The organism is Pseudonocardia xishanensis, from assembly GCF_039541715.1.
Lineage (GTDB): Bacteria > Actinomycetota > Actinomycetes > Mycobacteriales > Pseudonocardiaceae > Pseudonocardia > Pseudonocardia xishanensis.
Map to the genome: position 1 here is coordinate 240,499 of NZ_BAABGT010000032.1, position 26,996 is coordinate 267,494.

Sequence of the window (26,996 nt, forward strand, 5' to 3'; positions counted from 1 at the left end):
CCGAAGTCGGGGCCGACATGTCCGGCGAGACGCCCGAACCCTTCGACTCGGAGCTGCTGCGCCGCGTCGATCTGGTCATCACCCTCGGCCGCGAGGCCCAGGTCGACGTCCCGGACGGAGTCGAGCTGCGCAACTGGGACACCGACGAACCCTCCGAACGCGGCATCGACGGCATCGAACGCATGCGCCTGATCCGCGACGACATCGCAGGCCGCGTTGCCGGCCTGCTCATGGAACTCGGCGTGCAGGCCGGTCGATCTCGCTAGGGGTCTTCGAGAGCTTCGTCGCGGCGGGCGGCAAGCCGCCCGGGCGAGGCCCGCTTGCCGCGAAGGTGTTCCAGGGCGAGGTCCATACCCTCGAGCTCACCGAGGCATCGTTCTCGGCCGGCCTGCTCGCGGCGCCTCTTCAGGTCCCGTTCGAGATCGTCGAGGCGGAACAGCATGGTCGGGTGGACCTGCAGGCTCGGGCTGCGGAGGCAGGCGTGCTCGCGGGCGCAGGGTGTGGCGTAGGGGCGACCGCAGCCGCCAAGCTCGTCGGCCACCGCGGCTGATGTGCTGGAACAAGAACGGCGGCGCGCCGTCCGCTCTCGCTGTGGTGGGGTCCCAGCGGGGTTGATCGCGGGGATCGTGCCCGCCTGCGCGGTGTGGCGGACGAGCTCGGCGAAGACGTGCAGCAGCTCCGGCGACGGCCGAGCATCCCGGCGATCACATCGAGCTGGTCGCGGGCCATCTCGCGGGGCCGGGCGGCCCCGGTCATCCTCGGCCACGCCCAGATCGCGGTCACTCTCGGTGTCTCCAGCGTGGACTTCGACGACGAGTTCGAGCGCGATCTCGCTCGTGGAGACCGCTCTCGGCGGGGCCTCGGGACCCCGTCCAGCAGATGCCGAAGGAGGCTGAGGTGGGTCGAGTGTCGCGCGCGTTGCCGTCAAACCCGCGTCACACGCCCCGCACAACGCCGAAGGCCCCGGTCTCCGGCTCCTGTCGGAGCCCCTGACCAGGGCCTTCGGCGAGTGGGCGATACTGGGACCGGACGAGTGACCTCTTCGGTGTGAACCCGATCTTCCCCCAGGTCACAACCCTCTGAGCTGGGAAAACGTGGTCGTGGACGTGGTCTGAAGGCGGTCTGTGTCGGCTCCTGTTGTTGTCAGAACTGAGTCAGACGACGAGGTCGCGCCAGCAATGCTTCCTCCCGTCATCTCGGTGGCCACCCCTGACGACAGCGGGGACCTGACGTCGACTGTGCGGCGTGCACGCAGAGTGGTCGGATGCCGAACACCCCGGCATCCGACCACCCGCCGGATTCAGATCCGCCGACGTCACGGGAGGAGGGTGAACGCGTCCACATGCCGGGGCCGAACGACCCGGAAATGCCGGTGGTCGAGCGTGGCGACCTCGGTGACCCCGAGCCGCTCGGCGAGCGCGACCACGGAGGCGTCGCTCGTCCCGAGCGGAAGATCCGCGTACGTATCGACGAGATCCGCCATCCGCGCATAGTCCGCGGAGGTGAGCTCGACCGTCCGGAGAATCGCCCGCCGCGAGCGAGCGCAGGAACGACGACTCGGCCCGCGGGCTGCCCTTGTGATGGAGCAGATACCCGACCTCGGCCACGATCGGCGCGGTCACCAGCATCGGCCGTCCACTCATGTGCGGCGACGCGAACAGATCCACCGACGCCCGATGATCCGGATCCCTCGACAGGCCCGCCGCTACCAACGGCCCCGTGTCGCAGAGGATCACCTACCGGCCGAACCCCTCGGCCAGGACTTCGTCATGATCAGCCCCGACCCGGGTCCCGTCGCCCGGCTCGATCCCGAAGAACGCGGGCGGCCACGACCGAACACTCTCCAACCGGCGGCGCAGGTCCGAGAGCACAGCCGGGACATCCTCCCTGCGCTACTTCGCCCTCGACGGCAGCGACTACCCCTCCCACACCGCGCAGGAAGCCGCTATCGCCGGCTACGTCCGCTGGGCCAACCGCCACGCCCGACCCAAACGGCGCTTCGCGCCCGAGTCCACGATCCGCAGACCCGATTACCTACCGAACGTTGCCTGACGAGGCACTAGCTCCCCACCGACCGAGAGATCGCCAGGCTCGCCGTGCGCAGTGCGATCCGAGCAGCGACCTGGGATCTGCCCTCGTCCGGCGCCACCAGCGACAGGGCGCCCAGGCAGTCGCCGCGCCGGTTCAGGATCGGGGCCGCCACGGACACCATCGATGCGGGCCCGGCACCCACCGGGGCCGCGCCGGCGTGGAGGGGGTTCACCCCCGTCATGGCGCAGACACCCTCCCGGAGCACAGCAGCCATGAACCGGCGGACTCGGCTAGAGTCGGGTGCACCGTCCAACGCTTCGCGACGCACCTGCTCGGGAGCATGGGCCAGGAGGGCGATGCCGATGCCCGTCTGTGCCAGCGGCAGACGCCCGCCGACCCGGTACTTCACCGGTGCGGCGTCCCGCGCGGACAGCCGCTCGACGAGTACGGCGTCCTCCCCGTCGCGGACGGCGAGCAGGATGTGCTGGTGCGTGACGCGGTGGAGGTCCTCCATGTACGGAAGCGCCGCCGCCCGCAATCCGTGGCCCCGGGGGGCGAGCGAGGCGATCTCCAACAACTGAAGACCCACCACGAAGTCTCCGTTCTCCAGACGCTCAAGGGCGCCTACCGATCTCAGCTGGGCCGCGATCCGGTAGGTGGTGCTCTTCGACAGTCCTGCCCGCGCCGCGAGCAGGTGCAGCGGCAGACCCTCTCCGGCCTCGGCGAACGCACCGAGGATGCGGAACGCCCGCTCGACGATCGGCTCCCCCCGCACCGGTCGCCCGGAACGACCAGCCGACTCCGGTGTTCCACTCATCGAAATCCCCACTGTGCCTCGGCGATCACGGCCGCGACTCTAACGGCGTGACGGACCGCGAAGACGACGCGCCAGCGCGGGTGCTGATCGCCGGTGGTGGGCCGGCGGGCCTGGCGGCCGCGAGCGAACTCGCCCATCACGGCATCCACTCTGTGTTGCTCGAACCCCGTCGCGAGGTATCGCATCTCCGACCCCGTGCGAAGACGACCAGCGCTCGCACGATGGAGCTGTTCCGGCGTTGGGGCATCGCTGACGAGGTCCGGCGCGCCGCCCCGCTGTCGCACTCCTGGAGCCGACGGGTGGTGTTCTGCGCGGCACTCGACGCCGAACCGATCACGGAGTTCCGCGACGTCTTCGGCCTCAGTGCCGCGGAGGACGGGTTCACCGCCGAGGCGGGTCAGCAAGTGGCGCAGCCGGTGGTCGAGGAGGTCTTGCGCGCACACCTGGTTCGGAGCGGACTCGCCGAGCTCCGTCTGGGCGAGCGGCTGCTCGGCTTCACGGAGCGGCGGGACGGGGTCGTCTGCGAGGTCCTCCGCGCGGATGGATCGACCTACCGGCTGGCTACCGAGTACCTGCTCGGGTGCGACGGCGGCCGCAGCACCGTGCGTGAGGAGATCGGGGCGGTGCTGCACGGCAGCTCCGCTCCGCGGGCCAACCTCAACGCCGTCATCCGGGCGCCGGGGCTGCGACCCACCGCTGGCACCGCCCTCCATTACTGGGTGGTCGAGCCGGAGGTGCCCGGGGCTGTGGGGCCGTTGGATCGGGACGGGCTCTGGTGGGTCACCCTCGCCGACGTCGGCGAGTCGGCCGACGCCGCCCGTGCGGTCGAGTTGATCGAACGGCTCGCGGGCCGGACCGCCGCGGAGCTGGGAATCGAGGTGCTCTCCACCGACCCGTGGACACCCCGCATGATGCTGGCCGACCGGTTCGCCACCGACCGGGTCTTCCTGGTCGGCGAGAGCGCGCATGTCAACCCGCCGTTCGGCGGGCACGGCTTCAATACCTGTGTCGGGGACGCGGTGAACATCGGGTGGAAACTCGCCGCGGTCCTGCAGGGTTGGGCCGGGGTCGACCTGCTGGCCTCCTACGAGATCGAGCGGCGAGGCATCGCTGAGCTCACCCTCGCCTCGGCGGTCCGCAACCTGGAGGCCTCCGGACCGAACCGGGCGGTCACCGGCGCCCGGATTCAGCAGACCAAGGCGGAGGAGTTTCACTCCCTGGGGCTGGTGCTCGGCTACTCCTACGCGGGCTCACCAGTGATCGCCGACCACGCTGCGTCGCGAGCCGACGTCCAGACCTACGAACCGAGCATCGTGCCGGGTGGTCGGCTCCCGCATGCGTGGATCGCACCCGGGCACGCCCTGTACGACGATCTCGGACTCGGGATGACCCTCCTCGTGCCACCGGGCGCAGGCGGACGGGCGACAGCGGCCTTCGCCGAGCATGCCGGCGTCATCGGGATCCCGCTCACCCTCCTCGAGTCGCCCTTGCGGGCGTCGGACTACGTCCTCGTCCGACCGGACCAGCACGTCGCCTGGTGCGACCGCGACCTCGGAACCGCCGAGCTCGCCCGGTACTGCGGTGTCAGCCTGCCGGGGACGAGTCACCACGGAAAGGAGCACGCCCCGTGACCCTCCACAGACTGACCGGGATCACCCTGGGGGTACCCGATGTCGAGGCCGTCGCCGCCTACTACTCCGATTTCGGCCTCGTCTCGGTCGGTGGTCATCGTTTCGCGACAGCGGACGGCGGCGAACAGCTCACGCTGCGCCCGGCGACCCACAGGCGGCTGCTCGACCTCGGCATCGGAGTGGATGATCCGGACGACCTCGACCGCGTGACCCGGAGCCTGCGGAGGGTGGGTGCCGAGGTGCATCGGTCGGAGAACGCGGTGACGGCCCTCGACCCGGGTACCGGCGTACAGGTCCGCGTCGAGATCGCCCCACGCCTCGCGTCACAGCCCACACCCGCCCCGGCCTACAACCGTCCAGGCGACGTGCCGCGGCCTGGCCGGCGCGCCGACGCCGTGCTTCGCGATGCCCCGGTCCGGCCCCGCAAGCTCGGGCACGTCGTCCTGGGTTCCACCGACCAGGAAGCCTCGGAGCGCTTCTTCGCCGAGGGTGTCGGGCTCAAGGTCAGCGACACAGTCCCCGGCGTCGCGGCCTTCCTGAGGTGCTCCACCGACCACCACAACGTGTTGGTCCAGACCGCGCCCGTCGCCTTCCTGCACCACACCTCGTGGCAGGTCGACGACGTCGACGAGGTCGGGCGCGGCGCGACCGCCATGCTGGAGGCGGATCCGGATCGGCACGTGTGGGGTCTGGGCAGGCACGCCATCGGGTCCAACTTCTTCTGGTACCTGAAGGACCCGGCGGGCAACTTCTCCGAGTACCACGCCGACATCGACTGCATCGTCGACGACGCCCTGTGGACCCCACGCGTCTGGGAGGGCGCCCGAGCGCTCTACCAGTGGGGCCCTCCCCCACCGCCGTCCTTCCTCGCTCCCGACGACCTCGGCGCACTCATGACCGGCGCCCATTCCGCCTGATCCGTACCACCGAGACCCGACAGCCCGAGGAGACAGCAATGGCCGCTGACCCTGCCGCCCGCGACGTGTACGTCCACCACGCCTTCCCCGAGAAGCAGGCCGATCTCGGTGAGATCACCATGAACTACGCCGAGACCGGAGACCCGAGCAGACCAGCGGTTCTGTTGGTCCCCGAGCAGACCGGCTCATGGTGGGGCTACGAGGAGACGATGGCGCTGCTCGCCCAGGACTTCCACGTCTACGCCGTCGACCTGCGAGGCCAGGGGCGCAGCAGTTGGACGCCGAAGCGGTACAGCCTCGACAACTTCGGCAACGACCTCGTCCGCTTCATCGCACTGGTGGTGCAGCGCCCCGTCGTCGTCGCAGGCAACTCCTCCGGTGGCGTGCTCGCCGCCTGGCTGTCGGCCTACTCCATGCCCGGTCAGATCCGAGGCGCGTTATGCGAGGACGCCCCCTTCTTCTCCTCCGAGCTCGTCACCACGTGCGGCCACTCGATCCGACAGGCAGCCGGGCCGTTGTTCGACCTCTTCCGCACCTACCTCGGCGACCAATGGAGCGTCGGTGACTGGGCGGGCTATTGTCGAGCGGCTGCCGCGTCGTCGTCGCAGATGGCGGGCTACTTCTCCGCCGATGAGATCCCGCAGCACATGAAGGAGTACGACCCCGAGTGGGCGCGGGCCTTCTGGGAGGGCACCGTCGCTCTGCACTGCCCTCACGAGCGCATGCTCACCAAGGTCAAGACCCCGGTCCTGCTCACCCACCACATGCGGGGCATCGACCCGGAGACGGGGACCTTGATCGGCGCGATCTCCGACGAGCAGGCCGCCCGCGCCAGAGCTCTGATGGAGTCCGCGGGGGTGCCGGTCTCCTACGAGTCGATTCCTGACGCCCTGCACATGATGCACCAGTTCGACCCGGCCAGGTACGCCAAGATCCTCACGCACTGGGCGTCGTCTCTGCCCGCGTGAACATCCCCTCCAGAAAGGACGGTGCCGCATGCGCGTCGCCTCTCGGCACGGTCGTTCGGTCCTCGTCTCGCCGGACGTAACTCTCCTCATCGACGTCGCCGAGGCGAGCGGCGGCCGCTTCGGACCCGACCCGCGCCGCGTCTACGACGACTGGGATGAGTTCATCGCCTGGACCGGGACGGTCGATTTCGGGCAGGGCATCCCCGTCGTCCTCGCCGAGCTCGGCGCGCCGTCGCCCGACCCGCGGCAGGTCTTCGCGATCGGCCTGAACTATCGCGACCACGCCGACGAGTCGGGGTTCGACCATCCGACGTCGCCGCCGACCTTCACGAAGTTCGTAGGCGGCTTCACCGGTCCAGTCGGCGACCTGCCGCTACCGGCTGCGACGGTCGACTGGGAGGCCGAGCTCGTCGTCGTCATCGGCCGCCGGGCGCACCGCGTTGGCGCCTCCGAAGCCTGGTCCCACGTGGCCGGACTGACCGTCGGGCAGGACTACTCGGAGCGTGCTCTGCAGCTCGCAGGCCCCGCCCCGCAGTTCTCCCTCGGAAAGTCGTTCCCCGGGTTCGCCCCGCAGGGGCCCTGGCTGGTCACGATCGACGAGGTCGCAGATCCGGACGACCTCCCGATCGAGTGCCGGGTCGACGGGGAGGTGATGCAGCAGAGCTCGACCAAGCAGCTGATCTTCTCCGTTCCGCAGCTGATCGAGCACCTGTCGGCTGTCCTGCCACTCCTGCCCGGAGACGTCGTCTTCACCGGCACACCCGCCGGAGTCGGCGGGACCCGGACACCGCCCCGTTTCCTGCGTGCGGGTGACGTCGTGGAGACGATCATCGAGGGCATCGGGGAGCTCCGCCAGGTCTGCGTCGATGCCAGCTGACGGAGACATCGCTCCACCGAACCGGGAGGGGTCATGCGATTCGTCACCTACACCACCGCGGGTTCCGTCGACCGAGTCGGTGTGCTCAGCGGGACAGAGATCCACGGCCTCGACCCCGGTGTGACCCTGCGGGGTCTGCTGGGAGACGACGGGGAGCGCCTGCACCGCGCGGGGGAGCGAGCGCTGCGTGACCCACGCGAGGTCCTGGTGCTCGACGACGTCCGGCTCCGGGCGCCGCTTCCCGATCCACCCACCGTCCGCGACTTCATGACGTTCGAACGTCACGTCGAGGGAACAGCACTGCTGGCGGGCGTCGCAACCGGGATCCCGCCGCGCTGGTACGCCGCACCGACGTTCTACTTCACCAACCCCTACGCGGTGCTGGGTCCGCACGACGACGTCCCGGTCCCGCCGGGGAGCGAGCTTTTCGACTTCGAGCTGGAAGTCGCCGCCGTCGTCGGCCTCGGTGGGCGTGACATCGCAGCGTCCGACGCCGAGCGACACATCGTCGGGTACTGCCTGCTGAACGACTGGTCGGCGCGTGACCTGCAGTTCGACGAGATGTCTGTCAAGCTGGGGCCCGCCAAGGGCAAGGACACGTCGCTCACGCTCGGGCCCGTGCTCGTCACCGCCGACGAGCTCCTCCCCCACCGCTCGGGGACGGCCTATGACTTGGGCATGAGTGCCGCGGTCAACGGGGTGGTCGTCGGCACCGACCGGTGGGACTCGATGCACTTCTCCTACGCCGAGATGATCGAGTACGCGAGCCGGGGCACGGAGGTGAGGCCCGGTGACGTGTTGGGGTCCGGTACGTGTGGCGGCGGCTGCCTCGCCGAGTCGTGGGGCAGGGCAGGGTGGGCCGCTCACCCCTCGCTGCAACCCGGCGACACCGTGACGGTCTCCGTCGACATGCTCGGAACCCTCACTTCGCGGGTCGTCGCCTACGGCGACCGCCGCGACGACCAGGGCGTGTCCTGTCAGGGCTCTGAGCTGGTCTGATTGATCATGTTCAGGTGGTCGGTCGTGGTGAGCTGACAGACAGGGCGTGGGCTCGGATCGAGCCCTTGCTGCCGGCGGTGGCCGGGAACGGCCGCCGCCGGCGCGATCACCGCCAGGTGATCAACGCGATCCTCTGGAAACTGCGAACCGGAGCACCGTGGCGGGACCTGCCCGAGCGCTACGGACCCTGGAAGACCGCCCCCGAACGACTCCGCCGCTGGACCGCCGATGGAACCTGGGACCGCATCCTCGACGAGGCGGTCACCAAGGACGACTCCGTCGGAGCCGTCGAAAGGCCCACTCCCACCCCTCGACCCGGGCGGCGATGCGCCGAGGCGGGATCGGGTTCACCAGCCCCGAGCGCGAGGACCGGATCGCCCGCCGCGCCGCGAAAGGCTCACACGGCGGGCGCCCAGGTTCGACCCGGTCGTCTACGCAGGCCGCAACGTCGTCGAGCGCTGCTTCAACCCCACTTCCGTGCCGAGATCACCATCGCGGCCACGATCCTCTGGCTCCGCCAGGACTTGCGGGACACGCCCTTGTTGGGCCGGGACGGCACGGTTTATGACTTCGCTGCTGGGCAGCAGCGCTGTAAGCCTGCCCTGTCTGCCGAGAGGCGCCGTGTTCGGCACGTCCGCTTGTGGCCGGCCATCCCACCACCGGTTGCAGGGCTGGCCGTTCCGGTCGCGGTATCAGCCAGCCGGAACCTTCGGCCGGGGCGGAGGAGCGAGAGGGACGGATGCCGGCGCAGCGGCACTCGATTGCCGGAATGAGGCGTCAAGATGGCCTGCTTGAATGTGATCGATGACGAGCGTGGTTGTCCAAGTCGATCAAGATCATCTTGGACCTCGTTTCAGAAGTGGAGGCCCCGGTCCTGCCCGTGACGGCGGGCTGACAGCATCGAGGACATGCCCGCGCCGCGTGTGTCTGTGAGGACGAGGATCTTCGAGCTGGAGATGGTGTTGGCTGGAGCCCAGCCGCCGGTCCGGCGTCGTGTGCAGGTGCCGGGCGAGATCGACCTGGCGGTGTTGCACGAGGTGGTGCAGTCGGCGATGGGCTGGACGAACTCGCATCTACACGAGTTCGAGATCGCCGGGCGCCGGTACGGGATCCCGGACCCTGACTGGCCCAGCCAGGATGTCGTCGACGAGACGAAGGGCAAGCTGTTCCGGCTGGTCGAGCAGGGTGACCGGTTCGGCTACGTCTACGACTTCGGCGACAACTGGACCCACGAGATCACCGTGGAGAAGATCACCGGCGCCGAGCCGGGGGTGCGCTACCCGCGCTGCGTGTCCGGAGAGGGAGCGTGCCCGCCCGAGGACGTCGGCGGGATCTGGGGATACGAGGAGTTCCAGGCCGTCATGGCCGACCCCGCCCATCCCGACCACGACGAGCGCCTCGAGTGGGCCCGTGGGTCGTTCGACCCCCACCGCTTCGACCTCGACGAAACCGATCGGGCCCTGCAGTGGCTGGCTTGGCGACCGCTCGCCCCGGTCTCGTAGCGCACCTGGAGAACTCCTCGCCAGGCAAGAGAGGTCCAGGGCTTGGCTCGCGCGTCGTCAGGCCGGTCGCGGTCGGTGTCCGGCGAGGCGGCGGTGGCAGATCGGCGGTGGCAGATCAAGCCGCACGCCAGCGACAACAGGGCGGTGATCGTGGACTCGGCGCGGTCGTACCGCAGCGCGAGGCGGCGGAAGTCCAGCAGCCAGGACATCGTGCGCTCGACGACCCAGCGGACCCGCCCGAGGCGGGTGGAGTCCTCGATCCCGCGCCGGGCGATCCGCACCCCGATCCCGCGACAGGCGAGGTAGCGGCGGCATCGCGGGTAGTCGTAGCCCTGGTCGTCACTTGTCGGCGTGCAGAGTGTCCGGCCGCCGACGGGGACGACCCGGGCATCGGGCGTGTTCGCGCACGCCGGGGTCGGTGTCGAGCAGCGGGGCGAGCATGCGGCTGTCGTGGGTGTTCGCGCCGGTGACCAGCGCATGCAGCGGCAGCCCGTTGCGGTCGCACAGCATTGAGAGGACTGCCTGCGCCCTAGCCCGGGGCTTTCATCGCGGTTCGGCGCGTGGGGCGTGTCATGAGGCTGGAGGGTGCCGCTGACCAGCGAGGATAGGGATTTGCTGAGGTCCCGTATTCGCGCAAGGTAGGAGCACCCTCCAGGTGAAGAAGGCTATCGGGTTCTACCCGTGCCCGGACGTCGACACGGCCGCGTCCGCGGTGGTGTCTCATGCCGGGACGCTGCTGCTGACCGAGACCATCGGCAGGGTCGGTCTGGACAGGACGCTGTCGGCCGCGCTGGAGCCGTGGCGGCCCCGCTTCGCGGTGCACGACCCGGCCAAGATCCTGCTCGATCTCGCACTCGGACTCGCGGTGGGCGGGGACTGCCTGGCCGACGTCGCGCTGCTGCTGCGCGCCGAACCGACTCTGTTCGGTCCGGTCGCCTCGGATTCCGACGGTGTCACGCACGATCGACCGCCTCGCCACCGACGCCTCCACCGTCCTGGCGGCGATCGACACCGCTCGCGCCGCCGCCCGAGCGAGGGCCTGGGCGCTGGCCGGTGATCATGCCCCCGACCACGACACCCATACCGGATCACCGCTGGTCATCGACGTGGACGCCACCCTGGTCACCGCCCACTCGGAGAAGGAAGCAGCAGCGCCGACGTTCGAGAAGGGCTTCGGGCACCACCCGTTGTGGGCGTTCGTCGACCACGGCCCCGACGGCACCGGCGAACCCCTCGCGCAGCTGCTCCGCCCTGGGAACGCCGGGTCGAACACCGCCGCCGACCACATCACCGTGATCCGGGCGGCGCTGCGCCAGTTACGCGGCCACCGGCCCAGGGGCCGAGCCGGGCGGAAGGTCCTGATCCGTGTCGACGGCGCCGGAGCCTCCCACGAACTCCTCGGCCGGCTCGGCACTCAGCGTCTGTCCTATTCGGTCGGGTTCGGGCTCACCCAGCCGTCGTCGACCAGCTCGCCGCCCTCCCGACCCAGGACTGGCAGTCCGCCTACAACGCCGACGGCGAACCCCGCCCCGGGGCCTGGGTCATCGAAGCCACCGGCCTGATGAACCCCGCCACCTGGCCGGACGGGATGCGGGTGATCGTGCGCCGCGAACGGCCTCATCCGGGCGCGCAGCTGCGGTTCACCGACCCGGACGGGCTGCGCTACACCGCCTTCGCCACCAACACCCGCCCCGGCGGACCCGGGCGACAGCTCGCCGACCTCGAGCTGCGTCACCGCCGCCGCGCCCGCGCCGAGGACCGCATGTGACCGCGCCGGGCAGCTCCTCGAGCGGCGACAGCCTGGAGCGCCGGCGGGCGTGGGACGGTAGGCTGCTGCGCGGCATGGAGATGGAGGTCGTCGACGACGAGGGCGACCTGCTCCCCCCGGGCACCGTCGGCCGCCTCCGGATCCGTGGCCCGCAGCTGCTCGACGCCTACCCAGGCGCCGGCGGCCTCGCACCCGGGCGTACAGAAGGTTTTCACGACCTCCGGCGCCGGGGTTCGGATCGGACCACCCCAGCACGACGGCCGATTCGCTGGGCGCGGCCGTCGGCGTCGACTGACGCGGCCTCCGAGGCTCCTGCGCCCGTGCCGTGTCGTGTGGACCGGGACGGGCGCAGGCATCGTCAGGACGTGTGGACGATCACCACGTCGACCGTCGCGCGGCGCGCAACCTCGGGAGGGTACGGAGCCGAGCAGACCCCCGGTGAGCGTGCCGATCCCGCGGTTGCCCACGACGATCACGCCGGCATCCTGGCTGCGGGCAACGTCGACGAGCACCTCGATCGGCTCGCCCTGTACGGCGGTGGAGTCGATCCGGTCGCCCGGGAGCAACTTCCCGGCGCGGTCGGCGGCGGCGCGGAGGTCGTCCTCGGCGGGCCGAGACCCGTGGACGAGGTGCGACTCGCCTTTCAGTGCGTCGTCCGCCGCTCCCCCGCTCTCGCCCGCGCGGTAGGCCGTGGCGACGACGAGGCGCCCGCCGCCGTCCGCGGCGAGCCCTGCGACGCGGTCGACGGCGAGCATCGAGGTCTCGGAGCCGTCTGTCCCGACGACGATGGTGCGATAGCTCATGGTCGGTTCCTCTCGAGAGCCGGTCAGCGCGGCTGGTCGAACCGGTTCGGTGCCCCGACCCGCGGCAGGACCTCCGTGGGCGCCTCCCCGCCGGGACGGCCGTACGGCGCGGCACCGACAACGGTCTCACGCGGCTGCGCGTCAGCCACCTCCTGCTGGGAGCGGCGGATCGCCTCCTGCGCGGCCGGCGGGAGCGTGTGCAGCATGTCTCGGACCCGCTGCTGTCGACGCGCCACGGCCTTGCGCTCGGGCAGACCCTTCGTCGCCTCGATCTGGGGCTTGATCGGCGGCAGCCCGGACAGCTCGTCGATCTCGGCCATCTCGCGCTCGGCCTGGGCTGTGTCCTTCTCCTCCGACATGCCGATCGGGCCCTGGCGGCGGCCGTTGAGGAACTGGCTCACCACCGGGTCCTCCGAGGTCAACAGCACCTCACGAGGGCCGAACATGGCCAGGTGCTTGCGGTAGAGCATCCCGATGTTGTCCGGCACGGTCTGCGCGGTGTTGATGTCGTGGGTGACGATCAGGAACGTCGAGTCCGTCTGCGCGTTCAGGTCGATGATCAGCTGGTTCAGGTACGCCGTCCGCACCGGATCGAGACCGGAGTCCGGCTCGTCGAACAGGATGATCTCGGGGTCCAGCACCAGCGCCCGGGCCAGGCCCGCGCGCTTGCGCATCCCGCCGGAGATCTCGCCCGGCAGCTTGGACTCGTCGCCCTTGAGCCCCACCATGTCCATCTTCTCGGCCACGATGTCCCGGATCTCGGTCTCGGACTTCTTCGTGTGCTCGCGCAGCGGGAAGGCGATGTTGTCGTAGAGGTTCATCGACCCGAACAACGCGCCGTCCTGGAACAGCACGCCGAACAGCTTGCGGATGTCGTAGAGCCGGGACTCGTTGCAGCGCACCAGGTCCGTGTCGTGGATGACGATCGAGCCCTTCTCCGGCTTCAGCAGTCCGATCAAGGTCTTGAGGAACACCGACTTGCCGGTGCCCGACGGACCCAACAGCACGCTCACCTCACCGGGCGGCAGCGTCAACGACACGTCCGACCAGATGTTCGCCCGCCCGAAGGACTTGCTCAGTCCCTCGACCTTGACCTCGACACCGCTCATGACGTGACGTCCCTCCTGGACATGTGTGTGCCGAGCCCTTCGGCGGCCGGCTTCTTCGACGATGGAGCCGACGGCCGCCGACGATCACGGGTCCCGCCCCCTCAGCTCAACGACCAACACCGCGAGAAGTGACGTACACCGTGTTCGACCCGGTTCCCTCAGGAATGCTAGTCGGCGCGGCTCCGGAACAGTTCACGGAACGGGATGCAACCGCCGTCGACCACTCGAAAGAGAGCTGCCTCGACGCCCCCACCCTGACGGACCAACCGACCGCCTACAGTGACTCGTCCGCTGGCATCGCGGGTTCAGCGCATGCAGGCGGTGCGGACAGGAGGTTTCAGGGCGAATGACCGACAGTACGGAGTCAGCCGTGGAGAGGCGTCGCAGAACGATGCTCTCGCGCCTTCGGCCTGCCGTCTCCCACCTACTCACCACACATTCCGGCTTCGCCGACCTCAGTGTCGAGAAGATCATCTCGATCGCCGGGATAGCGCGATCCACCTTCTACGCCTATTTCGACGACAAGGGCCACCTCCTGCGATGGCTGGCCGCTGACGCGGCCGACGACGTCGTCGGTGCCGTCGAGCCGTGGAGGTGTCTACCGGACGACGCCGGCCGCGACGATCTGCGCAGCGCGATGCGCGTCCTGGCGTTGGCGTACCGAGAGCACTCGGCCACGATGTCGGCACTCGCCCAGATGGCGGCACTCGACGGCGGGGTGGCCGAGAGCTATCGGCAGTTCATGCACCGTGGTGCGGAGAAGATCGAGACACACGTCCGCGGCGGATACGAGCGCGGCGCCATCCGCGCGGAGATCGATCCCATCCGCACCGTCGACTGGCTCGTCACGATGCTCGAACGGGGCCTCTACCACCACCTCCGCGCCGCGGACGACGAAGAGCTCGCCCGCCACGTCGAGGTCCTGACCGACATCGTGTGGCAGACCCTCTACGCCGGGGTCCCCGGGCGGCCCACGGAGTGATCCGATTCAGCCCGCCTGCAATGATGCACACGCTTCCCCCGCCCATCATCTGACAGAGGCCGGTGCGCGCGCCATCCACCTGCCGCTCCCCCGCCTGAGCCCGTAGTTGCAGCGTGGTCTCCCAGATCTGCGCCGGCCCGGTCGGGCCGCCGGGGTGGCCACGACCGATCAGGCCGCCGTCGGTCGAGAAGGGGATCCGCCCACCGAGGCTGGTCGCGCCCTCGGCCACGAGCTCGTCGCCCCCGCCGTCGCCGCAGGTTCGGCGACTCCGTGTAGAAGGCGAGGGTCCGCTCCGCGCTCCCCACGTCGACGTCGACAGAACGTCTGATCAAGGCCTGCTCGGTCTGGACGTGGGCTGGTCCTCTTCGGACGGTCGCAGCCAGCCGCCGTCGGGCGCGACCGAGCCCAACGCAGGGGCTCCCGCCACCCCCTCCGGGACGCAGCCGAGCACCCGCATCGGCGCGGTGAGCATGTCGACGACGACGCCGGGGCCCACCTCGACCGGCCGGGCCCAGCCGTTGGCCGCCACCTGGGGGTCGGCGAGCACCTCGGCGGGTCTCGCCACGACCTGCCACCACACCCCAGCGGCGGCGAAGCGCTCGGCCCACCGGTCGAGGGTGTCGCCCGCGAACGCCTCGTCGAGCAGCGCGATCAGCTCGCGGCGGTGCCGCCGCATCGCGCCCGGGGAGGCGAACCGCTCGTCCGCGGCCAGCCAGGGCCGACCGATAGCCGTGCACACCGCGGGCAGGTGCCTGGCACCCTCCACACAGGTCAGGAAGAACCAGCGGTCGTCCGCGGTGCGGTAGCTGTTGACCAGCGGCATCACCGCGGAGCGTCGGTCGGCGACCGGGTGCACCTTGCCCAGCGTGGCCTGCACTGCGAGGTCCGGCCCGGCGATCCAGGTGGCGGTCTGCAGCAGCGAGGTCTCCACGAGCCCGCCCCGGCCGGTGCGCTCGCGCTCCAGCAGGGCGGCGAGCACGGCGGAGAACAACGCGAGCCCCGTCACGTGGTCGCCGTAGGCGCCGGGGGCGTGCAGCGGGCTGCCGCCCGCGAGCTGGTGAGACAGCCCGCTGCGGGCCCAGAAGGCGCCGACGTCGTAGCCCGGCTCGTCGGCATCGGGCCCGTCGAGGCCGTGGGCGGTGAGCGAGCCGTAGACCAGCCGCGGGAAGCGGGGGCACAGCTCCTCGGCGGTGAGCCCGAGCTTGCGCAGGGCCGCCTGCCGCAGGTTCACCACCAGCACATCGGCCTCGCCGAGCAGCTCCTCGAACCGGCCCCGTCCCGAGGGGTCGGCGAGATCGATCACGAGGCTGCGCTTTCCCCTGTTGTCCAGTGCGAACGTCGGCTGCACCGGCGCGTCCGTGCCGGTGGCGGCGAAGAACGCCCGGGCCGGGTCCCCCGCGGGCCCCTCCACCTTCACGACGTCGGCGCCCAGGTCCGCGAGCAACGCCGCCGTGGACGGCGCCGCCATCCACACCCCGAGCTCGAGGACCCGCAGGTCACGGAAGAAGGCCAGGTCCATGGGTCACGTCCTCGGGATCGGGGGGCGGGCCCGGCCGTGCGGGTCAGCCGGTGTTCTGCAGGTCCAGGAGCAGGTCGTTCTGGGAGATGAAGCGTTCGCACTCCGCGACGACCCGGTCGACGAGGTCGAAGCGGCCCTCCGCGTCGCCCTCGCGCAGCCGCACCGCGGACAGGGCGAAGGCGGCGAACTCGCGGGCGATCTGGACGGCGGTGAGCGAGCCGTCGGGCTTGTACCAGCGGCTGAAGGAGTTGACGACGCCCAGCACACCGAAGCTGGCCATCCGGGGGTCGGCCTCCGGATCGAGCAGGCCCGCCCGCTGGCCCGCGACGACCACCGACCGGAGGAACCGCTCGTACTCGTCCCGGCGGGCGATGAAGGCCTCCCGGCGGGCGGGCTGAAGGTTCTCCCCGTCGCGGAGGAACACGTTGCCGCGTTCGAGCCGCTCCGGCGTCGCGTTCAGCCGGACGTGGCCGTACGCGAACGCGACGAGCTGTTCCAGCGGCTCGCCGTCGAAGTGGGCGACGAGCTGGAGGTTCTCGCTCTGGCCGAGCTGGCCGATCCGGACGACCTCGGCCAGGAGGTCCTCCTTCGAGGTTATGTAGTGGTAGAGGCTGCCCTTGAGCACCCCGACCTCCACCGCGATGTCGGTCAGCGAGGTCCCGGCGAAGCCCTTCTCCGCGAACAGCCTGCCGGCGACCGCCACGATCTCGGCGTACTTCTGCTCGTTGACCGGGGACCGGCCGGGCCGGGGTCGGGGCGCCTGCACGGACCGCCGGGTCGCGGGGGGCATCTCAGGCACCCCCGGTGGCGGACCGGGCCGCCTCCGCGCGCCGCTCGGCCGCGGTGACCCCGCCCGCCATGAAGTCGTCCGCGGCGATCGGGGTCAGCCACACGCGGACCGACTGCCGGGCGACACCGAGGTGGGTGCAGGCCGCGTCGGTCACCGCGGCCAGGAACTCGCGGCGTTGCTCCGCTGTCGGCCCGTCGACGAGCTGCACGTGGATCAGTGGCATTGGCGTTCCCCCTACCTACCGGTTGGCTCCACACAGCGTAGCCAGGCCCGCGTGGCACGGCATCGCACCGTCCCTCCGGGCGCGTCACCCGAACCCCCGTCGGCCCGCCGCCGCCGCGGCTCCTTGCTGGGCGAGGGCCGCGACCGCCTGTTCCTCGGCGAGGAACCGGGTGAGGTCGGCTCCCTCGGCGGCGTGCAGCAACCGCTTCGTGAGGGTGACGGCGCCCGCGTCGGCCGCGGCGATCGCACCGGCCAGCTCCAGCGCGACGGACTCCGCCGATCCCGCGTCGCACAGCGTCGCGACCAGGCCGGACTCGTGCGCGGCCTGCGCGGACAGCCGCTCCCCCGCCAGCAGGATCGCCGACGCCCGGTGCCTGCCGAGGCGTTCGGTGAGGTACCAGGCGGCCCCGCCGTCGGGCACGACGCCGCGGGCGACGAACGGCGCCGCGAACATCGCCTCCCGGCTCGCGACGACGAGGTCGCAGGACAGCACGAGGCTCCAGCCCATGCCGATGGCACCGCCCTCGACGGCGGCGACCACCGGGACGGGGAACTCCCGGAGCCTGCGCAGCACGCGCTGGGCGCGGTCGAGCCGCGCCACCGGCGCCAACGGGCCCTCGCCCCGCGCGGGGGTGGTCTTGAGGTCCCCGCCGGAGCTGAAGTAGCCGCCGCACCCAACCAGCACCACGGCCCGGACCGAGGCCACGAGCGCCTCGTCGAGCGCCTCGTCGAGCCCCGCCCAGCTCTCCCAGACCAGGGAGTTCCGGCTCCGGGGGCGGTCCAGGGCCACCACCGCCACGGCGCCCACGAGGGTGCACCGGACCACGGCGGCCGCGGGCGCGCTCACGGCTGCGCCTCCCGGTCCAGGACGGCGAGTCCGTCGAGGGCGACGGCGCGTCCGTCGGGCCCGACGACGAGCGGGTTCACGTCGAGCTCGCAGAGCTCGGGCACCGCTGCGGCGAGTGCCCCGATCCGGTCCACGACCTCGACCAGCACCGTGACGAGCCGCTCGGCCGCGATCGGGTCCCGGTCGGCCGCGCGCCGCACGGTCCGCAGCCGTTCGACGGCCGCCCGCAGGCGCGCGGGACCGGGCCTGCCGACGACGTGCGTGACGTCGTCGATCAGCTCGACCGCACCGCCGCCCGCGCCCGCCACCACCACCGGCCCGAACACCGGGTCCCGGACCAGCCCGACCATCAGCTCGGTCCCCGCGGGGACCGCCTCGGCGACCAGCACGCCGGCGAGGCGGGCCTCGGGCCGCGCCGCGGAGACCGACGCGACGATGCGCCGGTACGCGGCCGCGACCGCGGCCCCGTCGGCGAGCCCGACGGCCACGCCGCCGACCGCCGCCTTGTGCGGCACGTCGTCGGACACGATCTTGGCCACGACCGGATGACCGATTTCCGCCGCGGCGGCCACCGCCTCCTCGGCCGAGCACACCACCCGGGCACGCGGCACCGCCAGGCCCGCGGCCTGCAGGAACGCCTGCGAGCGGACCTCATCCAGGGTCGTCCGCCCGGCGGGCTCGGCCGCGACGAGCTCCTGCAGCCGTGCCGCGGCGGCCGCGGACAGCTCCCCGGCGGCCTCGGCCGGGGCCGCACCACGCTCGTCGAGCCTGCGGTTCCACCGCTGCCAGGCCGCGACCGCGCGCATGCAGCGCGTCGCCGAGCGGAACAGCGGCAGCGTCGGCGCGGCGTCGAGCACCTCCGTGCCCGGCCCCTCCGCCCAGCTGGAGAGCCAGACGGCCGCCAGCGGCGTGTCCAGCCGGTCCGCGGCCGCGGCGACGGCGGCCGGCCGCCCCGCCGTCGACGGCCCGGTCATCGTGGCGGTCAGCACCACCGTCGCGGCGTACCCGGGGTCCTCGCCGACCGCCGTCACCACGTCGGTGAGCACCGGATCGGGCGGGGCCGCCGTGGTGTCGATCGGGTTGCCCACCGCGGCGAACGCGGGCAGCAGCGCGCCGAGCCGTTCGAGCGTCGCCGGACGCGGGGCGGGCAGCTCCACGCCGTTCTCCGCGGCCGCGTCGGCGGTGAGCACCCCGTGCCCACCCATCGTCGTGACCACGCCGACGCCGCCCGGACGCCGCACGCGGCCCGCCCACTTCGCGTACATCGTGACGGTCTCGATCAGGTCCTCGATCGTCGTCACCACCTGCAGACCCGCCTGCTCGGCGGCGGCGAGGAACACGCGGTGGTCCCCGGCGAGGCTCCCCGTGTGCGACACCGCGGCCCTCCCTCCCGCCGCCGTCCGCCCGGTCTTGAGCACCACCACCGGCTTGCCGGCGGCGAGCGACGCCGCCCCGAGCTCGGCGAACGCCGCCGCGTCGGCGACACCCTCCAGCGCGAGCGCCACGACGTCCGTGCCGTCGTCGTCGAGCAGGAAGCGGGTGTAGTCCAGGGCCGTGACGTCGACCGAGTTGCCCGTGGTGATCGTGTACGACATCCCGATCCCGCGGTGGCGGACGTGCCCGAGGTGGGTCGCGATCCCGCCGCTCTGCGAGACGATCCCGATCCGGCCGACCGGCAGGTCCAGGGCCAGGTCGGAGACGAACGTGAGCGGGACGCGGTCCCGGTAGTTCAGCACGCCCGCGGTGTTCGGCCCGCCGATGCGCAGCCCGCCGAGGCGGGCGGTGGCCAGGATGCGCTGCTGGGCTGCGAGCCCGTCCACACCGGACTCGCCGAAACCGGCCGAGAAGATGATCATTCCGCGGCAGCCCGCCGCCACGGCGTCCTCCACCACGCCCTCGACCGCCGCCGCGGGCACCGCGACGAGCACGCAGTCCACCCCGCCCGGAACGTCGACCAGCCGCGGGACGACGGGCACGCCGTGCAGCGTCCCGGCTGCCCGCGGGTGCACGGCGTGGGCCCGGACGCCCGCGGCGGTCAGCGTCCGCAGCGCCAGCGTGCCGAAGTTCTCGGCCGTCTGCGACGCACCGACCACAGCCACCGACGCAGGCCGCAGCAGCGGCTCGAGATCAGCGGGGGCGTACAGCCGGGGCCGGGACGCGTCGGTCGGCGGGGCCACGGCCGTCACGACGACTGCTCCGCCCACCGGGGCGCGCGCTTCTCGGTGAACGCCGCGACGCCCTCGGTGGCATCGGGATGGTGGAAGTACTCGTCCCAGGCGGGGTTGGCGGCCGTGAGCGCGCCCTCCTGCTCGGTGGTGGTGGCCACCCCGCGCAGCAGCCGGTGGGTGAGCGCGACGGCGGCGGGCGAGGCCTTCACGATCGCCCGGGCGAGTTCCACGGCGCGGGCCAGGGCCTCGGCGGGGGTGGCCCACAGCTCGTTGACCAGGCCGAGGGTGTGCGCGCGTTCCGCGTCGAGCCGACCGCCCGCCAGCGCGAGCCGGGTCGCCTCGCTCTGTCCGACGATCGAGACCAGCCGCAGCGCGCCGTACCCGCAGATCTGGCCGATGGACACGTGCGGGTCCATGAAGGTGGCGTTGCGGCTCGCCACCACGATGTCCCCGTCGGTGACGAAGCCGAGCCCGCCGCCGCCGACCAGGCCGTTCACCGCCACGACCACGGGCTTGGTGACCCCGGCCTGGCGCCAGGTCAGGGTGAACCGCTCCCCCGGCGTGCGCAGCGCGCCGCCCAGCGCGGAGACGTCCGCACCGGTGCAGAAGTGCCGCTCGCCGGTCGAGGTGAACACGACGACCCGGACGGCCGGGTCCTTCTCGACCCAGGTCCACGCCTCGTTGAGCTGCTCGTACATCGGTCGGGTCAACGCGTTGCCGCGGCCCGGGTTGACCAGGGTCACGGTGGCCACGCCCGCGGTGAGGTCGGTGGTGACCCGGGGCGGCCCCGCGGGGTCGGCGGTCTGGTCCGGCACTTCTCAGTCCTCCTTGAGCAGGGCGCGGCCGATGAGCGTGCGCTGGATCTCCGAGGTGCCCCCGGAGAGCCGCAGCACGCGCACGTCGCGGTAGATGCGGGAGACCGGCGACTCGGCCATGAAGCCCGCGCCGCCGAAGACCTGGACACAGCGGTCGGCCACCCGGCCCGCCATCTCCGCGGCGAAGAGCTTCACCACGGCGGCCTCGTGCGGCTGCACGACCCGGTCGGACAGCCGCCGTGCCAGGTCGTAGGTCAGGGCCCTGGCCGCCGCGAGCTCCGTCGCGCTGTCGGCGAGCGGGAACAGCACACCCTGGAAGTCGCCGATCCGGCTGCCGAACGCCGTCCGGTCGCGGGCGTAGGCAGTGGCGAGCTCGAGGGCCCGCTGCGCGGCGCCCAGCGCCGTGACCGACATCGAGATGCGTTCCTCGGCGAAGGTCGACAGGACCGTCGCCAGCCCCTTGCCGACCCCGCCGAGCACCCGGTCGTCGGCCACGAAGCAGTCGGTGAAGACCAGTTCGGTCTGCTCGTGCGGCGGGCCCGCCATGGTCTGCTGGTACCGCGCGACCCGATAGCCGGGGTTGCCCCGCTCGACCAGGAACAGGGTGAAGCGCTTGCGGTCGCCCTGGTCCTCCGACGGCGTGCGGGCCAGCACGAACAGCACGTCGGCCTGCCCGCCGAAGGTGATGTAGTGCTTGGTGCCGTCGAGCACCCAGCCGCCGTCGACGCGGCGAGCCGTGGTGCGCAGTCCCTGCACGTCCGAGCCCGCCTCCGGCTCGGTCACCGTGATCGACGGGCAGAGCTCGCCCGCGGCGAGCCGCGGCAGGAACGTCGCCCGCTGCTCGGCGGTCCCCTTGCGCGCCAACAGCCGCGAGGCCACCCCGTTCGCCACGTTGACGACGTTCCACACGGGTTTCGGCGCGCGGGCCAGCTCCTCGAGCACCGCGCAGTACGTCAGGTGGTCGACCCCGAGGCCGCCGTACTCCTCCGGCACGGTGAGGCCGTAGTAGCCGGTCTCCTTGAGCGTCTTGACGATCTCGTCCGGCACCTCACCGGTCAGCCCGATCTCGACCTCGTACGGCAGGATCCGGCGGTCCACCAGGGCCTGGGCCGCGCGCTTCATCTCGCGCGCGTCCTCGGGCAGGGTCGTCAGGTCGACGACGTCGCGGACTCCCACTGCGTCCCTCCTTCTCCGGTCGGCCGGCCCTGCTCGGTCACGAGCCCGGCGAGGACCGGGTCGCCCAAGCCGGGGCCGAGCCACTCCGGTGTGAGCAGGCCGTCCAGCTCGTCGACCTCGAGGCGGTGCCGTCCCGGCCGGGGCAGCGCGTACTCCCCGGTGGCCCACTGGGTGCACGGGGCGACCGCCCCGCCCACGGTCTGGAACAGCCGCCCGGTCACGCCGCGGGCCCGGCCCGACAGCAGCCACGCGACCAGCGGCGACGTCGCACCGGTCGCCCACGGGCCCTCCGTCTCGTCCGTGTCGACGCCGATCCGCATCCGGGTGGCGGCACGCGGGGCGTAGCCGTTGACCCGGACGCCGTACCGGGCGGCCTCCCGGCTCGCCGTCGTGGTGAGCTGGGCGATCGCGGCCTTGACCCCGCCGTACACCGTGTATCCCGGCAGGCTGACCACCGCGGCCTCCGAGAACGTCGTCACGACGGCGGCGTCGCGCGGCTCACCGCGCTCGTGCCGGTCCCGCCAGTACCGCAGCGCGTGCCGCAGGCAGGCCGCGGTCCCCCGCAGGTGCACGCCGACGAGCACGTCGAGGTCCTCCTCGGCCAGGTCCGCGAGCTCGACCTTGCGCAGCACGCCCGCGTTCGCCACCAGCCCGTCCAGGGCCCCGAACTCGGCGATCCCGCGGTCGACGGCGGCCGCGGCCCCCGCCCAGGTCGCGATGTCGTCGTGGCAGGCCACCGCCGTCCCGCCCGCCGCCCGGATCTCCGCGACGACGTCCGCGGCCGGGTCCTCCCCCGTGCGGCCGCCCGCGAGCGCGACGCCGATGTCGTTGACCACCACGCGGGCGCCGTGTCCCGCGAGCTCGAGGGCGTGCGCCCGGCCGAGCCCCCGCCCCGCCCCGGTGACGAGCACCACCCGGCCGTCGAGCAGCCCGGTCATGGCTGCCCGACGACGTTGCGCAGGACGCCGAGGCCCGCCGCCTCGATCTCCACGACGTCGCCGTCGGCGAGGAAGCGGTAGCGCTCCTCGCCGAGCTCCTTGTTCCGGGTGCGCAGCTCGAGCAGGCACCCGAAGCCGACCGTGCCGGAGCCGATCACGTCGCCGGGCACCAGCGTGGTGTTCGCCGAGGCCCTGGCGAGGATCCGGCGCCAGTCGAACGTCATGTCGCGGAAGGTGTTGTCCGTGTGCACCGCCCCGTTGACCCGGGCGACCACTGGGACGTCGACCACGCCGTCGACTATCGGCAGCTCGTCCGGGGTGACCAGCCACGGGCCCAGCGAGGTGGCGAAGTCCTTGCCCTTCACCGGCCCGAGGTGGTGGCGCATCTCCTTGGCCGCGAGGTCGCGCGCCGACCAGTCGTTCATCAGCGTGAAGCCGGCGAGGCAGTCCAGTGCCGCCGGGTCCTCCGCGTCGAGGTCGGCCGCCTCCCGCCCGACGACGGCGGCCAGCTCCACCTCGTAGTCCAGCTTGACCGACCCCCGCGGGCGGCGGACGGCGGCGCCGTGGCCGATGACCGCCGCGGGGTTGCTGAAGTAGAAGATCGGCTCCTCGTACCAGGAGGGGTGCGGGGTCTGGCCGAGCCCGGCGAGGCTGTTGATCAGGTGCGCGTCGTAGGCCATGAAGTCGCGCAGGCTCGCGGGCCGGGCGAGCGGCGGGTCGAGCTCCAGGTCGGCGAGCGCGATCGACTCGCCGCGCCCGGTGTACCGCTGCGGGTGCACCGCGACCTCGACGAGGTCGGCGGCGGCCGCGCCGACGACGACGGTCGCCTTCTCGCCGTCGACCTCGACGACGGTGGGGATCCGGTCGGCGCCGAGCCGCGCCACTGCGAGCTTCATCGTGGACCTTCGTGTGCCTCGGGCACCGAGACGGTGCGCTTGCCGGTCAGGAACATCTCCAGGCCCGCGAGGGCGAGCCCGTGCGACAGCTCCTCGGAGAACAGCCGCCGGTCCGGTGCCCGCAGCGCCGTCCGGGTGTACATCAGGGTCTCGACGGGCAGGGCCGCCATCGGGGCCGCCAGGGCGTGCGCCCTGGCCAGCAGCTCGGCCCGCGGGTGGATCTCGTGCACGACGCCGATCCGGCGGGCCTCGGCCGCGTCGAGCTCGGCCCCGGTGAGCAGGTGGTAGGTCGCACGGCTGGGGCCGACGAGGTTGCGCCACACCGTCTGCACGCCGTCGCCGGGCACGATGCCCTTGGTGAAGTGGGCGTGGTCGGCGAAGGTCGCCTCGGGGCAGGCCAGCACGATGTCGGCGAGCATCGGCAGCTCGGAGTGGTAGGTCGCGGGCCCGTTGACCGCGGCGATCATCGGGATGTCGAGGTCGAGCAGGCCCGCGGGCCCCCGCCTGCCCTCGACCCAGATCCGGTGCCAGCTCTCGCCGCGGTAGCTGTCGGTGTCGATCTCCGTGCAGAAGCGGTCGCCGGTGCCGCCGAACACGAGCACCCGCGTGGTCTCGTCGGTGCGCAGCCAGTCGGCGAGCTCCACGATCTCGCGGTGCACGGTGGCGCCGTAGACGAGTGGGCCGCCATCGGTGTGCACGAGCGCCTCGGTCACGGCACCGTGGCGGGTCACGGCGATGTTCTTCCACGGGGGCGGCGGCGCGCTCATCGCCTGCCGCCGATCACCTTGCGGGCGATGTTGCGGCGGAGGATCTCCGCACTGCCGTCGGCGATCCGGACGATCCGGGCCTGGTGCCAGCCGTCGTAGAGCCGCAGCTCGTTGGTCAGGCCCATGCCGCCGTGCACCTGCATGCACCGCTCGTAGACCCGCGAGCACATCTCGGTGGTGTAGACCTTGGTCATCGCGATCTCGTGGTGCGCGGCGCCGGTCGCCTCCAGGGTCCGGGCGCACTCGCGGGCCATGGCGTCCCCCGCGTAGATCTCCACGGCGCAGTCCGCAAGCGGGAAGCTGACCCCCTGGTAGTCCGCGATCCGCGTGCCGAAGGTGCGGCGTTCGGCCACGTAGGCTCCCGCCTGGCGCAGGGCCCAGTCCGCCAGCCCGACACAGCGTCCGGCGTTGTAGAGCCGCCCGGTGGACACCCCCTCCAGTGCCAGGTCGAACCCCTGGTGCAGCGCGCCGACCAGGGCGTGCGCGGGAACCCGGACGTCGGTGAGGCTGAGGATGCCCTCGTGCCCGCCCGCCTGCCCGAACAGCGCGATCACGCTGTCCACCGCGAAGCCGGGCGCGCTCGTGGGGACGAGGAAGCAGCTGATCCCGCCGCGGCGGGCCGCCCGCTGCTCCTCGTCGGTCACCGCGAAGACGAACGCCCAGTCCGCCTCCGGCGAGTTGGTGATCCACTGCTTGGTGCCGGTCAGCACCCAGTCCTCGCCGTCGCGGCGGGCGCGGGTGGTCATGGCCCAGGCATCCGACCCCGCGTCGGGTTCCGACATGGCGAAACAGCTGGTGGTCGTGCCGGCCAGGTAGGGCTCGAGCATCTCGTCCCGGGTGCGCGCCGACAGGTGCCGACACAGGCTGCTCGGGGCGTAGCTCCAGTGCGCCACGCTCGCGAACGGCAGGATCCGGGCGGGCCCGTAGCGGGAGTAGAGCCGCCGCCATACCTCGTAGAGGGTGACCGGGCCGAGCCCGCCGCCGCCGAGCTCCTCCGGCACGAACATCGTGTAGTAGCCCGCGGCGGCCGACCGCTCCCGGACCTGCAGCAGCAGTTCCCGGACCGGGTCGCTGTAGGCGCCGGACTCGGCGTAGAAGCGCCTGCCCTGGTCGAACAGCTCGGCGTGCCGCGCCTCCAGCGGGACGACGACCGAGTCGACGAAGTCCGTCAGGCCGCCGAGCAGGTCCTCGACGTCCGCGAGGACGGCGGAGTGGCGCGCGGTCACCGGCGCCGCCATCACGCCACCACCGGCAGCGCCCGCGGGCCGCGGATCCAGAACGACGGGACCCACTCGACCGGGTCGCCGCCGGCGGGCTTGAGGTTGGGCAGCCGGTCGAACACCGCCTCCAACACGATCCGGGCCTCCGAGCGGGCGAGCCCGGCGCCGAGGCAGAAGTGCGGGCCGAAGCCGAAGGCCTGGTGGCCGCCGCTGTCGCGGTGGATGTCGAAGCGGTCCGGCTCCGGGAAGTACTCCGGGTCCCGGTTGGCCGAGCTCCACACGCCGATCACCGCGTCCTCCGCCTTCAGGGTCACGCCGTCGAGGTCGACGTCGCGCGTGGTGGTCCAGAAGACCGTCTGCACCGGCGGCTCGTAGCGCAGCGACTCCTCGATCAGCCTGCCGATCAGCGACCGGTCGCGGCGCACCTCCTCCAGCTGCTCGGGGTGCTCCCACAGCGTGGCCACGGTGTTGGACAGCAGGTGGGCGGTGGTCGAGTCGCCGCCGACCAGCAGCAGGATGGCCAGGGCCAGGACCTCGTCGTCGGTCAGCGCGTCCTGCCCCTCGCGGGCCTGCATCCAGTCCGAGATCATGTCGTCGCCCGGGGTCCGCCGCTTCCGCGCGACGACGTCGGTGAAGTAGGCCCGCACCTCGTCGACCGAGGTGCGCAGCCGGGCCAGCTCCGCGGGGGCCATCGTGTGGCGGTTGGCCGCGCTGAGCACGTCGGCGGTCCAGCGGCGGAACGTCGGCCCGTCCTCGTGCGGCACGCCGAGCATCCGGGTGATCGCGTGGATCGGCACCCGGGAGGCCAGGTCCTGGTGGAAGTCGAAGGTCCCGCCCCGCTCGACCAGCGGGTCGAGGTAGCCGTGGGTGATCTCCGTGAGGGCCTCCTCCATCGCCCGGACCCGGCCCGGCCGGAAGGCGGCCGCGGCCAGCTTGCGCAGCCGCGTGTGCCGCGGCGGGTCCGTCGCGACGAGCTGGTCGACGCCGGGGGCGTAGTCGAACTCGCCCTTCGAGATCTCCGAGAACCGGCGGTTGGAGAAGGTCTTCGTGTCCATCGCCATGCGGCGGACATCGCGGTAGCGGCCCACGAACCAGGCGTTCAGCGGCTCCACCCAGACGGCGGGCTCCGCGCGCAGCGCCTCGAAGTGAGGGTAGGGGTCGATCTGGTAGTCGGGGTCCAAGGGATCGAACGTCATGGTCGTCATCTCCGACTTAACCGGCGGAAACCGTGCTT

At 72.0% G+C, this 26,996-nt stretch carries 24 protein-coding genes and 6 pseudogenes; 11 read left to right on the forward strand and 19 right to left on the reverse strand.

The window, feature by feature from the left end; all coding sequences use genetic code 11:
- Positions 1–17 precede the first annotated feature (17 nt).
- Positions 18–266, forward strand: a complete 249-nt coding sequence (locus ABD993_RS14160; protein ID WP_345417201.1) for a hypothetical protein — start codon at positions 18–20, stop codon at positions 264–266.
- On the opposite strand, the gene ABD993_RS14165 is transcribed toward ABD993_RS14160, so the two are convergent.
- The 3 genes from ABD993_RS14165 to ABD993_RS14175 form a co-directional block, all read right to left on the reverse strand.
- On the reverse strand, positions 263–541 hold the full coding sequence (locus ABD993_RS14165) for a hypothetical protein (RefSeq protein WP_345417204.1): 279 nt from the start codon (positions 539–541) through the stop codon (positions 263–265). The genes ABD993_RS14160 and ABD993_RS14165 overlap by 4 nt on opposite strands.
- 774 nt (positions 542–1,315) lie before the next feature.
- Positions 1,316–1,483, reverse strand: a complete 168-nt coding sequence (locus ABD993_RS14170; RefSeq protein WP_345417206.1) for a hypothetical protein — start codon at positions 1,481–1,483, stop codon at positions 1,316–1,318.
- A gap of 576 nt (positions 1,484–2,059) precedes the next feature.
- Positions 2,060–2,848, reverse strand: a complete 789-nt coding sequence (locus tag ABD993_RS14175) for an IclR family transcriptional regulator (protein ID WP_345417209.1) — start codon at positions 2,846–2,848, stop codon at positions 2,060–2,062.
- Positions 2,849–2,928: 80 nt separating this feature from the next.
- On the opposite strand from ABD993_RS14175, the gene ABD993_RS14180 reads away from it, so the two are divergent.
- The 8 genes and pseudogenes from ABD993_RS14180 (at position 2,929) to ABD993_RS14210 (ending at position 9,742) form a co-directional block, all read left to right on the forward strand.
- Entirely contained in the window at positions 2,929–4,479 is a 1,551-nt protein-coding gene (locus ABD993_RS14180; RefSeq protein ID WP_345417628.1) for an FAD-dependent monooxygenase, read from the forward strand.
- Complete coding sequence (locus tag ABD993_RS14185) at positions 4,476–5,396, forward strand: VOC family protein (protein WP_345417212.1); 921 nt, start codon at positions 4,476–4,478, stop codon at positions 5,394–5,396. Before ABD993_RS14180 ends, ABD993_RS14185 begins: the two co-directional genes overlap by 4 nt.
- Positions 5,397–5,434: 38 nt before the next feature.
- Entirely contained in the window at positions 5,435–6,364 is a 930-nt protein-coding gene (locus ABD993_RS14190) for an alpha/beta fold hydrolase (RefSeq protein WP_345417215.1), read from the forward strand.
- A 28-nt stretch (positions 6,365–6,392) separates the two neighbouring features.
- Entirely contained in the window at positions 6,393–7,241 is an 849-nt protein-coding gene (locus ABD993_RS14195; RefSeq protein WP_345417218.1) for a fumarylacetoacetate hydrolase family protein, read from the forward strand.
- Between the two features lie 33 nt (positions 7,242–7,274).
- The gene (locus ABD993_RS14200; protein ID WP_345417221.1) at positions 7,275–8,240 is read left to right on the forward strand and encodes a fumarylacetoacetate hydrolase family protein; all 966 of its coding nucleotides are present in this window, start codon (positions 7,275–7,277) and stop codon (positions 8,238–8,240) included.
- Positions 8,237–8,533: pseudogene (locus tag ABD993_RS14205) on the forward strand (transposase); the annotation flags it as partial. The gene ABD993_RS14200 and the pseudogene ABD993_RS14205, both read left to right, overlap by 4 nt.
- Positions 8,533–8,708 (forward strand): annotated as a pseudogene (locus tag ABD993_RS36720) (IS5-like element ISMt1 family transposase); the annotation flags it as partial. The pseudogenes ABD993_RS14205 and ABD993_RS36720, both read left to right, overlap by 1 nt.
- A 461-nt stretch (positions 8,709–9,169) precedes the next feature.
- Positions 9,170–9,742 carry a plasmid pRiA4b ORF-3 family protein gene (locus tag ABD993_RS14210; RefSeq protein ID WP_345417224.1) on the forward strand — a complete coding sequence of 191 codons (573 nt, stop codon included), beginning with the start codon at positions 9,170–9,172 and terminating at the stop codon, positions 9,740–9,742.
- A gap of 92 nt (positions 9,743–9,834) precedes the next feature.
- On the opposite strand, the pseudogene ABD993_RS14215 reads toward ABD993_RS14210, so the two are convergent.
- Positions 9,835–10,243 (reverse strand): annotated as a pseudogene (locus ABD993_RS14215) (transposase); the annotation flags it as partial.
- A 154-nt stretch (positions 10,244–10,397) separates the two neighbouring features.
- Here ABD993_RS14215 and ABD993_RS14220 point away from each other — a divergent pair.
- A pseudogene (locus tag ABD993_RS14220) lies at positions 10,398–11,507 on the forward strand (IS1380 family transposase); the annotation flags it as partial.
- Positions 11,508–11,868: 361 nt separating this feature from the next.
- Here the strand turns inward: ABD993_RS14220 and ABD993_RS14225 are convergent.
- Positions 11,869–12,313, reverse strand: a pseudogene (locus ABD993_RS14225) (universal stress protein).
- A 23-nt stretch (positions 12,314–12,336) separates the two neighbouring features.
- Entirely contained in the window at positions 12,337–13,422 is a 1,086-nt protein-coding gene (locus tag ABD993_RS14230; RefSeq protein WP_345417226.1) for an ABC transporter ATP-binding protein, read from the reverse strand.
- A gap of 391 nt (positions 13,423–13,813) precedes the next feature.
- Here ABD993_RS14230 and ABD993_RS14235 point away from each other — a divergent pair, with 391 nt between their 5' ends.
- Positions 13,814–14,404, forward strand: coding sequence for a TetR/AcrR family transcriptional regulator (locus ABD993_RS14235; RefSeq protein WP_345417229.1), 591 nt, complete (start codon positions 13,814–13,816; stop codon positions 14,402–14,404).
- A 49-nt stretch (positions 14,405–14,453) separates the two neighbouring features.
- Here ABD993_RS14235 and ABD993_RS36725 read toward each other — a convergent pair.
- The 13 genes and pseudogenes from ABD993_RS36725 to ABD993_RS14295 form a co-directional block, all read right to left on the reverse strand.
- Positions 14,454–14,723, reverse strand: a pseudogene (locus tag ABD993_RS36725) (thiolase C-terminal domain-containing protein); the annotation flags it as partial.
- 9 nt (positions 14,724–14,732) lie between these two features.
- Entirely contained in the window at positions 14,733–15,923 is a 1,191-nt protein-coding gene (locus tag ABD993_RS14240; protein ID WP_345417232.1) for a CaiB/BaiF CoA transferase family protein, read from the reverse strand.
- 43 nt (positions 15,924–15,966) lie between these two features.
- Positions 15,967–16,713, reverse strand: coding sequence for a TetR/AcrR family transcriptional regulator (locus ABD993_RS14245; RefSeq protein ID WP_345417235.1), 747 nt, complete (start codon positions 16,711–16,713; stop codon positions 15,967–15,969).
- A gap of 1 nt (position 16,714) precedes the next feature.
- A complete protein-coding gene (locus ABD993_RS14250) occupies positions 16,715–16,936 on the reverse strand; it encodes a tautomerase family protein (protein ID WP_345417238.1) in 222 nt (73 codons plus the stop codon).
- An 84-nt stretch (positions 16,937–17,020) separates the two neighbouring features.
- Entirely contained in the window at positions 17,021–17,782 is a 762-nt protein-coding gene (locus ABD993_RS14255; protein WP_345417241.1) for an enoyl-CoA hydratase/isomerase family protein, read from the reverse strand.
- Positions 17,779–19,968: an acetate--CoA ligase family protein gene (locus tag ABD993_RS14260; protein WP_345417244.1), complete on the reverse strand. Its 2,190-nt coding sequence runs from the start codon at positions 19,966–19,968 to the stop codon at positions 17,779–17,781. The genes ABD993_RS14255 and ABD993_RS14260 overlap by 4 nt, the downstream gene beginning before the upstream one ends.
- On the reverse strand, positions 19,965–20,765 hold the full coding sequence (locus tag ABD993_RS14265) for an enoyl-CoA hydratase/isomerase family protein (protein WP_345417247.1): 801 nt from the start codon (positions 20,763–20,765) through the stop codon (positions 19,965–19,967). Before ABD993_RS14265 ends, ABD993_RS14260 begins: the two co-directional genes overlap by 4 nt.
- A gap of 3 nt (positions 20,766–20,768) precedes the next feature.
- Positions 20,769–21,941 (reverse strand): acyl-CoA dehydrogenase family protein, encoded by a 1,173-nt coding sequence (locus tag ABD993_RS14270; RefSeq protein ID WP_345417250.1) that lies wholly within the window; start codon positions 21,939–21,941, stop codon positions 20,769–20,771.
- The gene (locus ABD993_RS14275; protein WP_345417253.1) at positions 21,914–22,879 is read right to left on the reverse strand and encodes an SDR family NAD(P)-dependent oxidoreductase; all 966 of its coding nucleotides are present in this window, start codon (positions 22,877–22,879) and stop codon (positions 21,914–21,916) included. The genes ABD993_RS14270 and ABD993_RS14275 overlap by 28 nt, the downstream gene beginning before the upstream one ends.
- Complete coding sequence (locus ABD993_RS14280) at positions 22,876–23,775, reverse strand: fumarylacetoacetate hydrolase family protein (protein WP_345417256.1); 900 nt, start codon at positions 23,773–23,775, stop codon at positions 22,876–22,878. The genes ABD993_RS14275 and ABD993_RS14280 overlap by 4 nt, the downstream gene beginning before the upstream one ends.
- Positions 23,772–24,542 (reverse strand): enoyl-CoA hydratase/isomerase family protein, encoded by a 771-nt coding sequence (locus ABD993_RS14285; protein ID WP_345417259.1) that lies wholly within the window; start codon positions 24,540–24,542, stop codon positions 23,772–23,774. Before ABD993_RS14285 ends, ABD993_RS14280 begins: the two co-directional genes overlap by 4 nt.
- Positions 24,539–25,780 (reverse strand): acyl-CoA dehydrogenase family protein, encoded by a 1,242-nt coding sequence (locus tag ABD993_RS14290; RefSeq protein WP_345417262.1) that lies wholly within the window; start codon positions 25,778–25,780, stop codon positions 24,539–24,541. The genes ABD993_RS14285 and ABD993_RS14290 overlap by 4 nt, the downstream gene beginning before the upstream one ends.
- Positions 25,780–26,958 (reverse strand): cytochrome P450, encoded by a 1,179-nt coding sequence (locus ABD993_RS14295; RefSeq protein ID WP_345417265.1) that lies wholly within the window; start codon positions 26,956–26,958, stop codon positions 25,780–25,782. The genes ABD993_RS14290 and ABD993_RS14295 overlap by 1 nt, the downstream gene beginning before the upstream one ends.
- Positions 26,959–26,996 lie beyond the last annotated feature (38 nt).